The sequence below is a fragment of the Candidatus Taylorbacteria bacterium genome (assembly GCA_039934295.1).
Taxonomy (GTDB): Bacteria; Patescibacteriota; Minisyncoccia; order Phycocordibacterales; family HO2-43-120; genus HO2-43-120.
Window position 1 is genome coordinate 87,603 of record JBDTMN010000002.1, and the last position, 11,839, is coordinate 99,441.

An 11,839-nucleotide genomic window follows, 5' to 3' on the forward strand; every position below is an offset into this window, starting at 1 on the left:
AAAGTTGAACGGTCGGAGACATTTTCTATCACAGCGATGCATCATCGAAGCGCGTTTGTATAGCAAATGAAGTAAATTTCATCCCACAAGGGCAACTTTCTGAACTCTCCCAAAGAAAAAAGGATGTCCACTTGGAACATCCTCGATGTAACTGACTGAAACTTTGACGACCGTCTACCAGGTCCAGGACGGACGATGACCCGCAAAATTGCGGCGGACCCAGGAGGCAAACTCGCCAAACGTGAAGTGGCAGTAGATAGACTGCGCTTCCTGCGCAATCCTTCGCCATTTTTTTTCGCCGAGGCGAAGCCACGCCAGCGTTAACCGCTGGAGATTCGCCTTTTCCTCGCTAATCAAGCCGAGGCCGTATTTGAACGCTATCAGACACGCCTTTGCAAGTGAAATCCGGTTTACAAAAACCTTCATCACCACCCCCTTCCTCATTGTCTTGGAGAGCATGTCTCCTCGTGCGAATGCCGACGTTGCATCGGCTTTTGAGTGGATGGTTGATGTGGATTCCGTCTTGCCTGTTTTTTTCATGGAGTTCTACCTTTACCGTTGTACTGCTGTTTGTTTTTGTTGGTCGGAGAGGAATAGGCCAACATACAAGAACACGACTCCCATTTCCTGTAGGAGAACAGCTCCAAGAAGGAATCTACCATAAAGAAAATTAAATAGCAACCCCCCGCCCCCGCCATATGGGGAAAAACCTCATTTCTTTAAAACTGCGCTATTTCATTCGAAGAAACGATACTCCAAATGCCTCCGGTTTCTTTTGCCAGCGTCTCCACATTGGAATAGGTATTTTGGAATCGAGAACGGGTCCGAATGAGCAAATCCACTCCCTGGGGCATTATTGAAAAAATCGTGCATTTGTGCTCGGTCTCCGTTTCCGAAAGTGAAATCTCATCTCCTCCAGATGACGGCGAATATGCGCTATTTGTTGATAATTTTAAAAGCGCGATGTCTCTGCAACTTTTCGCAAATGACGAGCTCATCTCCTTAAATTCAGAATCTAAAACATTGAACCTCGCCGAGAATCCCCCGAGATTCAGCGTGAAAACAATGGTCGTCATAATAAGAGAGATGAGAATGACCGAAATCAGCGCGATGAACCCTTTTTCTTTTTTAGATGAACACGTCATTGAATCAATTTGATTAACTCATATACTTCTCCTTTAATCGTAAGGAAAACTTTCACGAATTCTTTTCCGTTCGCGCTCTCGTGTTCAAATGATAGAGCGTCAATGGAAACAAAATCGCTATTCAATTTATTTTCGGGTGATGCTCCTCTTCTTAGCATGATACTTTTTCCCGCTGGGTCAAAACTCAACGTTAAAGAAATTCCGGACCCGCGCAGAGAGAGCGTTGACCCAGAACTACCCAATGCGGGCACTGATACAGACGTAACTCCGGCAAACAAGGAATCAATCTTTTTGAGCAAGAAATTTGTCTCTTCAATGAGCAGGACTTTTTCGCTCATGGCATTTTCGTTTGCAATAACCTGATATGCAGTCTGAAGAAAACTTCCCATGATAAGAGCAAGAAGGGCAATGTAAATGAGAGACTCGATGAGGGTGAAGCCGCGGGAATATGTAACATGTAACTTGTAACATGAAACATGGAAAAATCTTTTTTGCATTTTTGATTTCATGGTCAAATGTTAAATGTTACATGCTACATGCTTCCTGTCATTCCTAGTTTCCTTTTACAAATATTATTTTGTTTGGAGTTGCAACATACATTGTATTCCCCTCGCAGTCGAGGCTTATGCCGTCTCCATTCAAGTTGATGTCTCCAATTTTTACAATGTTGCTCGGGTCTTTCACATTCCATATTTGAAATTCTTCCGCCCCAACTAGTGTTGCAAGAAATGCCTTGTCGCTTCGAACAAAAATGTCATTCACACTCTTCCCTATTTTTTCCGACCCAACCGAGCTCTCAGATTTTGTATCAATAATGTGCAATTCATGATTAGACGCGATCGTTCCTCCATAAGTTCTTCCGAGATAAACCGTATCCCCCAATGGATAAAGACTCTTCCCGCTCTGGGTTAGAAATTGAGTCAATGTAATACTTCCGATTTCCTTGATATCACTGGGATCATTCACATCCAAAATTCTCATTTGTTTACTGCTGGCGGTAGCTAGATACGCCTTCGCTCCGACAACATAGATGTCGTTTACTACATTCCCTATCTCAAAGCTTCCGAGCAATGAGGGACTAAGAGGGTCAGAGACATCTATAACGGAGAATTCAGGGTAGCTCGGTGAATTATTTGTTCCGAGAAACACTTTTTTATTCGAATAGAAAATGCTACTCGAAGTTCTATTGTCATTTATTCCTACAATGGAAGGCAACTTCAATTCTTTTTTAAGCAATGGATTAGAAGAATCAGACACATCAATAATCTGAAGTTGCGCGTTTATGCTTCCATTTGCAACATACGCGTAATCTCCTGCTACATGCAGAGCGTTGAGACCTGGGCCCGTGGTTATACTCGATACTATTTGAATATCTGAATGATTAGAAATATCCACAATGTGAAAATCGGGTTGAAGCGGAGTGCTTGAATTCGTCGTCACATATATTTTATTATTGAGAACATCAATTTGGGTGATGTCAGTGAGACTTGAAATAGACGCAATTTCGCTTGGATTACTCCAATCATCGGTTAGAAACATGTCGCAGGTATCCGTTCCGAGAGCGTTTTCTGAATTCGTCGCAATTCTTGATAGTACCACTTGGTGTTTTCCACCATCCCAACTGACAGCGCTTTCTACAGATTTCGCAAAATTCGTTATCGGTTCAACAGTAATTGTTTTTTCAAAAATCCCGTCGGCAACCAAAGTGTTTTGCAGAGAATAGAAATCTTCGAGTAGAAAGATTTCGAGTCCTGATTTTGCTTTTGCGAGAGCGATTAGCGACAGTTCCGCCTGCAAAATCATGCTCCTGCTCCCGAAAGAAACCAAAATCACGGCAGTTATAACCAAAATACCCACTGAAAAAGCAACAAGTATTTCAAGCGTGCTCATGCCTTGTGAAGATTGTTCGTTCATTTGATTTCACCAGTTGATCGTTCCTTCATCTCCAATTGAAATTGACTTTGTTTGACCGTCCTCGCTAAGTGTGATAACTCCCAGCTGGACGGGGTTTGCGGAAAGCGCATTGAAGAGGATTTCATCAAGACCAGTCGTTGCAACCGCGGTATTTCTTTCAAATAATTGATTCTTAGAATCATTCGGATTATAGGGAGTCCCCTCAAAGAGAACGTAGTTCCCGGCATCTATGTGAACTCCATGCGGAAGTCCTCGAACATTATTGAGAGCCATGCTTCTCGCTTTGTAAATAAGGGTCACAAGCGTGTTCTCTTCGGAGAAAAAACTATATCTTTTGTACGAGTTAAGCGAAACAAAAATTCCAGTCGAAAGAATGAGAGAGAATAGAGCCATGACGACAAGGATTTCTATGAGAGTGAATCCCGCAGTGCATTTAACATGTAACATGTAACATCTGACCGAATTTAATTGGATGTGAATTTTTTTTCTCATGTCAAATGTCTTCTAGGTCCTAGGGTTTCAAATTTTGAGTAATTTGATAAATAGGAGTGATAATCGAGACCGCCACAAAACCGACTACAAGCCCCATCCCAACCATAAGAATTGGCTCAAGAGTGCTTGCGAGATTTCTCGTACCATCATCTACCTCACCTTCATGCAATGTCGAAAGATACATGAGAGTATCGCCCAAATTTCCTGAAGTCTCGCCGATTGCAATCATCTGAATAGAAACATCGGGGAAGAGATTCGGACTTTTGCTCATACAGGAAGAGATTTTTTCCCCTGACTCCACTTCTTTCGAAAATTCTTTTAATGCTTTCTTGTACACCAAGTTCGAAGCTGAATCTGCGGTGATGGAAAGTGCGTCGGTAATTTTCACACCGCTTTTCAAAAGCAATCCCAAAGTCCTTGTGAAATTTGCCATCGAATAACTTTTGATCATGGTATTCGCCACAGGAATCTTTAGAAGGAAAAAATGGAGATAGAATCGAAAAGATTCCGAACGTCTGACAAGAATTGAGCTTGCAATGAATACTCCTGCGCCCACTGCGAGCGAGTACAGACCGAAATGACGAATAAAATTGCTCACAAAAATGAGAGCGCGTGTCGAGAAAGGCAGGGTGACGTGAAGGCTCTGGAAGATAGGGAGCAATTTGGGGAAAATATAGGCGGTAAGAAGCGCGGTGATACCGATGGTTGCAGTCGTAATAAATATGGGATAGATGAGCGCGCTTTGAATTTTTCGCTTCAATTCGTCCTTCTTCTTCAATTCTTCTGCTAAATAATTGAGATTCTGACTTAAAATTCCGCTCACTTCTCCAACTTTAATGATATGAATTGAAAGCTCTCCAAAAATGGAACGGGATTTGCGAAGACTTGTTGAGAGATACTGCCCGCTCGAAACATCACTCACGAGCCTTTCATACACCACTGTCTTTGATTTCGATCTGTTTTGATTCTTGAGAATTATGAGACTGTCGAGAAGAGGCACCCCTGCCCCCGTCAAAAATGCGAGCCTTTTTGAAAAATGTGCCTGGTCTTTGAGACTGAAGCGGGCACGGAGTTTTTTAAAGAATGAATGCATAATATAATGCGAATCTACAAATATGCCTGACCGTACCCCGTCCGACCGAGTCATCCGGGCGGGCGAAACGCTACGTTCGGGCGGAGAATGCCACAAATGAAATTAAGAGTTATTCTTATTCGTATGCTTTATTCGTGAAAAGTTCTTTTCTATTCGTGTGCCCTTTTCGTTAAGGGTTCTTAACTATTCGTGTGCCCTATTCGTTATGGGTTCTTAACTATTCGTGTGCCCTATTCGTTAAGGGTTCTTAACAATTACTCGTGAATAACTCGGATAATTTCCGAAATAGTAGTCACACCCCTCGTCGCTTTCTCAAAACCATCAATAAGCATCGTCGTCATACCGCTCTCCACCCCTATATTCTTAATCTCCGCCGCCGATGTTTTTCGCAAAATAGCGTCGCGAACTTGAGGGTTGACGACCAAAACTTCATTGACCGAAATTCTTCCCTGATAGCCGGTGAAATTACAATTTTCACAGCCAGAACCGAAAAAAAATCTCTGATGATCCTCCATCATCTCATCCTGAATAACTTCAGACAGACTTTTGCGCTCCGCATCGGTGACTTCTCTTTCCACTTTGCACCCGGAGCATATTTTCCTCACCAACCGTTGCGCGATTGCGATATTGACGGTCGAAGCGACCAGGTATGAATCGATTTTCATGTCCAAAAGCCGCGGCAGTATTGTCGCGGCGTCGTTTGTGTGGAGAGTCGAGAGCAAGAGATGCCCGGTAAGAGACGTGTTCACTGCAAGAGACGCAGTCTCACTGTCCCGAATCTCTCCCACCATTATCACATTCGGGTCCTGCCTCAAGACCGACCGAAGTCCGTTCGCGAAGGTAAGTCCGCTTTTGTGATTGACTTGGATTTGTTCGATTCCTTCGACTGCGTATTCGATCGGGTCTTCAATCGTAATCACCGACACATCTCTCGTGTTTAAGAGTTTGATGAGCGTGTAGAGAGTGGTGGTCTTGCCAGAGCCCGTGGGACCGGTCGCAAGAATCATGCCGTGAGGTTTGCGCAGGGCCTTCAAAATCTTTTCCCTGTTTGGCTCGCTGAACCCGAGAGACTCCAAGGTAAACTGCTCTCTTTTATCCGTCAAAAGCCTCAAAACCGCATTTTCTCCATGGTAAGTGGGAACAATAGACACACGAATGTCCACTGACCCTACTTCGGGCAGTGTATTTCTGAAACGTCCATCTTGAGCGCTTTGATGCTCATCCGTGCGCAAGCCCGCTAAGACTTTAATGCGAGAAATGATTTCAGAATAAATTTCCTTAGGAAAATTGTAGACGTCGTAGAGTATGCCGTCGATTCGAAGCCTCACCTTGACCGAATTCTCGAAGGGGTCAATGTGAATGTCGGACGCCTGAGAGCCTTGCGCATGCTCGATAAGACAGTCAATCAAATTAATGATGGAAATATCCTCTCCGCGTCCGAGTTCGACCTCGACCTTTGTTTTGGCCATGTTCGAAGTCTAATCAAAATATAAAAAAAGGCAACTATTCCTCATCTTTAATAATCAAACTCGTTGAAATCAGGGAGAACGATTCTTCGGTTCATGTGCAAATTATCAATGAGAGCGCAATCTTCAGGCGCCAAATCAAATTCCAGAGACGCAAAATTATCTCGAATATGAATCGGATTGCTCGCTTTTGGGATAACGACAATGCCCTTTTGCATCGTCCAATTGAGAATAATCTGGCTCGCGCTTTTTTTGTATTTTTTCGCGATATCCACAATGGTGGGAATTTTTAAATCCGCTCCCCGTGCCATCGGAGAATATGCGGTGACTGCAATAGCGTGCTTACCACAGAACTCCTCAAGCTCTTTTTGATACAAACTTGGATGAAACTCGACTTGATTTAGAGCAACCGAAATGCCGGTCGCGATTACATCCTCCAAATGATGAATGGTAAAATTCGAAACCCCGATTGACCGAACCAATCCTACTTCGACAAGCTCCCGCATCGCCTCCAGCGTTTCCCCAATCGGCACATCCTTATTCGGCCAGTGAAGTAGATAGAGGTCGAGATAATCGAGACCAAGTTCTTTGAGCGCTCTTTGGCATGCCCCTTTCACTTTTCCTTTTTCAAATTCATCTCTCCATAGTTTAGATGTGATGAAAAGTTCCTCTCTCGGAACACGCGACTCTTTTATTGCAAGACCGACTTCCTTGTGATTCTCGTATGCGTCTGCGGTATCTACGTGCCTGTACCCGACTTCGAGCGCCGTCAAAACTGCCATTTTCGCTTTCGCCCCGAGAAGCTCCCATGTTCCGAAACCCAAAATAGGAATCGTCAGGTTATCATTGAGGGTAAGAATTTTTTTCATCCCGTAGTGAAAAATGGCATTGCTCTTTCGGAGTTTTTGCCATCTTCTCGTTATTACTTATTAAATCTAATTCGCATGTTTTTATTTTTTTATCACGACTTTCAAATGCCATTTTCTACTACGGGATTCTGAAAATAATTGTAGTTACGAGTATTTGTCCCAATGCTTTCTCCACAAGGAAAAAAGGAGGTCGCTTCGGATTTTTTCCGCTTGGATTTTTTGGGATTTTGAGAGTTTCTTCAATGAGCGGACGCTTTTTATGAGCTCATTGGCTCCGCGCTCGATAAGAGCAGGATTCCAGGTGATGGGAGAAAACACGTCCGGCTTCGCTTCCGACGCCCACCACCACGAACAGCTCGATAGCCCCCGGTCGAGGTGATTCCTCGCGTAAAAATAATTTTCGTCGTCCGAATTTTCTTTAAGTGTCCGCAGAGCAAATTTTGCCAGTCTCCAGAGCTTTCGGTGTATCTCGTTCTTCGGATGATTCCATAGGGCAAAAGAAATTCCCGATTGTATATCGTCTGCGGTCGCTTCCCAATTGGTCCTTTTCGGGGAAATGGTTTCGGTACGCGTGAGTCTTCCAAGATAATCGCTCGCGGTTATGAGGTCGAGCTCCGGATGAGTGAACGCTTTTTCATAATAACCGTGGTCTTCCTTGTGCCAATGACCGTACACTTCCCCGTCGTGGGCGGTGACGAGGTAGGGAGACTTTATTTCCGACATATGCTCAAGAATATATTCCGGAGGAAACGATTTTGAAAATTTCCGGTTTCTGAAAATCACCCCAAGACCGAGACCCTCGATTTCATACTTCACTTCAGGGTCGGGATTTCCTCCGCCGTGCGCTTCATCAAGAATAATCCATGAGAAGCCGAAATTCTTTATCACCTTTCCGACTTCTTCTCCATAGGCCATTTCCGGAATGAAAAAACCTTTCGGGTTGTACAGGTCTCCAAACACTTTCTTGCAAATTTTCTCATGGAGGCGAATCTGCCTTTCAATTTCATCTGCCGGAAGAAGGGTGAGAATAGGGTGATACATGGCACTGCCCACAAGCTCTATACGTCCCTCGCCCACATTTTTCTTGAAGCCGTCTATAACGTCCCGAAATTCGTCCGCCTCCATTTGCTCAAGGAGGGAGCCCGAGATATTTAAAGTAACGCAAAATTTCGGATACTTTTCCAAAAGTCGAAGTATGAGCCGGTAGCTTTGAGACGCTACGTCGCGCAAGGTCTGGAGATCCTGGTTCGGAGGCTGGTATATATGCAAAAAATTAACCCAATAGAGCATGAAAGAATAGTTAAAATTAGATTTCTTTCGGATTGTCCATGTCCGACCGTATCTTCATCGCTTTTTCTATGAGTTTCTCATATTTTTTTGCCGAATTTTCCCACGAGAAATCTTTTTCCATCGCTCCTTTTTGAATTTTTCTCCAGATTTTTTTGTTCTGAAAATTCTCGTACGCCCGAACCACCGAAATAAGGAGCGAGGAGGAATCGAATTTCTCAAAAACAAATCCTGTACTCTCCGCATTTTTTGGAGAATAGTCGGAAACCGTGTCGGCGAGGCCTCCGGTTTTTCTCACAATCGGAATTGCGCCGTAGTGCATGGCTTCCATCTGAGTCAGTCCCGAAGGCTCGAAAAGAGAAGGAATTAAAACTGCGTCCGCGCCGGCAAAAACGGAGTGCGGAAGCTCCTGGCTAAATTTGAGCTCGACGCCAACCTCGTTTGGAAATTTCGTGTGGAGGTCTTGGAAAAATTGCATATATTTCTCGTCTCCGTCTCCGACGATGATGACCTGCATCTTCATTTCTTTCAAAAGCGACTCCAGAACAGGCATGACGATGTCAAATCCTTTTTGGGGAGTGAGACGGCTTACTATGGAAACCAAAAAAGTGTCGGGGTCCTCCTTCAGGCTGAATCGATTCTGAATTACCGCTTTATTCAGACTCCTCCGACCGAGGTCATCGAGTGAAAAAGAATTTTCAATAAGAGGGTCTTTTTCCGAATTCCATACTTTATAATCAATTCCGTTTAAAATTCCGTGAACTACTCCTCTTCTCTCATTCAATAAGGCGTCCATGCCTTCGCCGAATTCTGGAGTCAGGATTTCTTTCGAATAGGTGGGCGAAACCGTGTTGACGGCGTCCGCGTACATTATGCCCCTGCGTATGCCGTTCATTTTCATCAAGCGTGGGTCGGAAAAAGCCGGAATAAGAGAATGCCCGTCATCGTAATCGGACTCCTGAAGGAAACGATGATTAAAATTGCCCTGATAACCCAAGTTGTGAATGGAAAAAATAGTGGATATGCCTTGGAGCCTTCTCTCTCCCTTGTAAATTGTTTTTAAATAATTCGGCAAAAGTCCGGTCTGCCAGTCGGCTGCCACAATGACATCGGGCACCCACTCCGACACTTTCAAAAATTCAAGCACTCCCCGGGAAAGGAGTGCCCAGCGAATCGGGTCATCGGCGTATCCGTAGACATTCGCTCTCTGCTCGTAGTATTCCATATTTTCGAGAAAATACGTGGTAACGGGACTTCCATTAACCCCCTCGCTCGTATATTTTTTTACGTTGCAAATGAGATGCTTGTCGCCCTCCGTGTTGTCTGTGGGAACTTCGAGTCCCTCATATTCCATCGTAATCCGCTCGCTTTCCTGGATATTCAAATAGCGCGGAATCATCGCCCGAACATCAAAACCTGATGCGTTTAGCACTTTTGGCAATGCATACATCACCGCTCCCAGCCCCCCGACCGAAGCGAAAGGCTTGAGTTCCGTTGCCACAAAGAGGATTTTACATTTTTGCTTTGTTTTAAATAACTTCATACATGTTTCCAATAGTATATCAATTTGAAAGCCTTGTAGCCATCCGAAAATTTCAAAGCGCAATCGCCCAAAGCTAAACCGCTTCGTCGGACTCTGCGGTCGCTCGAGGTGGAAAATACAGTTTGCTCATGTAGTCCGCGAGCATTCTCCGGGTCGAGTAATCTTTGAGGACAACCGCTCGAGTTTTCTGCATTTTCGCTATCCATGTGTCAGGCATTCCATAGCCCTCACGATTAAAGAATTCCGGAATAATTTTATTCTCGAGCGTGCTATAAATCACTTCCGCGATATTGCTCCCTTCAATACTCCACATTGAGTCTTTTAAATTTGCTTCCCCTACCCAGCCGTCCTCGACCGAAAATTGAAGCGCGCCATTCACGCCCGCTTTCATACCACTCGTGCCAGACGCCTCCTTTCCGTTTTGTGGAGTATTGAGCCAGACGTCCGCTCCGGCCGAGAGCTTTTTGCACAAGCTCAAAGAATAGTCGTGAAGATAGAGAATATTTGGAAGATTCATGCTTTTTATGAACATGAGAGTTTCTTCAAGAAGCTTCACCGCGTCGGAGTCTCCCGCATAAGCGTTTCCGGCAAAAATAATAGCGACCGGTTTTTTAGCATCCGTAAGAATACGTCTCAGTCTCTCCACATCGGAAAAAATTAAAAGTGGTTGTTTGTATTCAACAATTCGGCGCGCCCAGACAATCGCCAGCGATTCGGGATTGAGCTCGATTCCGTTTACGGCTTTGATATACTCAAAAAGCTGTCTTTTTGCCTCTGTATGAATGCTCCAGAGACTCTCGGCACTCGTCTCGGATGTGCCGAGTGCCGGCATCATCCATCTCGTCGCATTTATGCCATTTGTTATGGGAATAAGTTCTTTGTGAAGAGGAGATGGGACTTTTGCTTCAGCGAGCGAATGCAGTTTGCTCACGGCATTTGCCCTCGCGGACACTCTCAAAAGAAAACGGGTTGTGGAGAAAATTTCCGCGTCGTCGTTTTCGGTTCCCAAAGAAAGAAGTTCGTCCACGCTAACCCCGTGCTGGCTTAGGTAGCGAAAAAGATTCTTTTTGCATTGCTCCTTGGTGAAAAAAATCCCCGCTCCCGGCAAAATAGTATGCTTGGTGCCGACAACAAGCGGGCGAACTTTCTCGATTGCATCCGCCAATCGGGGAGCATCGGTATTGTTTTTCATATATTCAACTGCAAGGGCGAGAGCCGCAAAACCCGTATGGCCTTCGTTTAGGTGATACACGCTAGGGTTGACATGGATCAATTTCAAAAGTTCGACTCCTCCGATACCGAGAATAATTTCGTGGGTCATTCTGTTTTCGAAACTGTCAGGATAGAGGTAGGTGCATATTTTCCTGTCGTCCTCGTTATTTTCGGGAATATTAATATCCAAAAGATACAGAACTGCAGACCCGAAAGTTCGCACCCACGCTTGGCAAGAAATCTCTCTGTCCCCTACAGGAATAGAAACGAGAATCCGATCCCCGCGAACGTTTTTTACGAGCTCAAAACCGGACTGCGCAGGGTCAAGAGGACTTTGATTTTTCGTTGAGATTTTAGGATAGCTCGCGAAACCCCTCCGATAAAAGAGGCCTACCGCGACAAAAGGGATATTCTCTTCCTGCGCCTCGAGAATTGTGTCTCCGGCGAGAATTCCCAATCCTCCGGCGTAGATAGGAATAGAGTCATCAATCGCATATTCTGCGCAAAAATACGCAATCGGATGCTTTGTAAGGTATTGTGATTTTTTCTCCGGAGTATCAAGATCCGCAATATCGATAGTATCAATAACAAGCCCAGATTTATTTTTTTCTGAAAACATTAGAAAATAGTATAGCAGAATTTCGTATTTCGAGCCATACCACTAAATCCCCAGTACCCCCATGTCAAGGTTGTTGACATTTTCAGCGCTCGAGATATGCGCACAAAACGCACCGTGAGGTTACCGCCACATCACGGCAACAAGACATCCGGTTCAGAATTGATTTGAGCCGGAAGAGCGGGTTCGGACGGATTTTCCG

Annotated in this window: 11 protein-coding genes; all 11 read right to left on the reverse strand. The window is 44.6% G+C overall.

From position 1 onward, the window contains the following. Window positions 1–174: 174 nt before the first annotated feature. Window positions 175–540, reverse strand: coding sequence for a hypothetical protein (locus tag ABI430_01015; GenBank protein ID MEO8637466.1), 366 nt, complete (start codon window positions 538–540; stop codon window positions 175–177). Between the two features lie 179 nt (window positions 541–719). After that, window positions 720–1,145, reverse strand: coding sequence for a hypothetical protein (locus ABI430_01020; protein MEO8637467.1), 426 nt, complete (start codon window positions 1,143–1,145; stop codon window positions 720–722). After that, window positions 1,142–1,654 (reverse strand): prepilin-type N-terminal cleavage/methylation domain-containing protein, encoded by a 513-nt coding sequence (locus ABI430_01025; GenBank protein MEO8637468.1) that lies wholly within the window; start codon window positions 1,652–1,654, stop codon window positions 1,142–1,144. Before ABI430_01025 ends, ABI430_01020 begins: the two co-directional genes overlap by 4 nt. A 43-nt stretch (window positions 1,655–1,697) precedes the next feature. Then, window positions 1,698–3,059, reverse strand: coding sequence for a hypothetical protein (locus ABI430_01030; protein MEO8637469.1), 1,362 nt, complete (start codon window positions 3,057–3,059; stop codon window positions 1,698–1,700). A gap of 6 nt (window positions 3,060–3,065) precedes the next feature. After that, window positions 3,066–3,551, reverse strand: coding sequence for a type II secretion system protein (locus ABI430_01035; protein ID MEO8637470.1), 486 nt, complete (start codon window positions 3,549–3,551; stop codon window positions 3,066–3,068). A 19-nt stretch (window positions 3,552–3,570) separates the two neighbouring features. Beyond that, window positions 3,571–4,644, reverse strand: coding sequence for a type II secretion system F family protein (locus ABI430_01040; protein ID MEO8637471.1), 1,074 nt, complete (start codon window positions 4,642–4,644; stop codon window positions 3,571–3,573). A 254-nt stretch (window positions 4,645–4,898) separates the two neighbouring features. Continuing rightward, window positions 4,899–6,113, reverse strand: a complete 1,215-nt coding sequence (locus tag ABI430_01045) for a GspE/PulE family protein (GenBank protein ID MEO8637472.1) — start codon at window positions 6,111–6,113, stop codon at window positions 4,899–4,901. Window positions 6,114–6,160: 47 nt separating this feature from the next. Then, entirely contained in the window at window positions 6,161–6,979 is an 819-nt protein-coding gene (locus tag ABI430_01050) for an aldo/keto reductase (GenBank protein MEO8637473.1), read from the reverse strand. A gap of 144 nt (window positions 6,980–7,123) precedes the next feature. Continuing rightward, window positions 7,124–8,269, reverse strand: a complete 1,146-nt coding sequence (locus ABI430_01055) for a hypothetical protein (GenBank protein ID MEO8637474.1) — start codon at window positions 8,267–8,269, stop codon at window positions 7,124–7,126. Between the two features lie 16 nt (window positions 8,270–8,285). Further along, window positions 8,286–9,809: a glycogen/starch synthase gene (locus ABI430_01060; GenBank protein MEO8637475.1), complete on the reverse strand. Its 1,524-nt coding sequence runs from the start codon at window positions 9,807–9,809 to the stop codon at window positions 8,286–8,288. A 73-nt stretch (window positions 9,810–9,882) separates the two neighbouring features. Then, on the reverse strand, window positions 9,883–11,640 hold the full coding sequence (gene glgP / locus ABI430_01065; protein ID MEO8637476.1) for an alpha-glucan family phosphorylase: 1,758 nt from the start codon (window positions 11,638–11,640) through the stop codon (window positions 9,883–9,885). Between the last annotated feature and the right edge of the window lie 199 nt (window positions 11,641–11,839).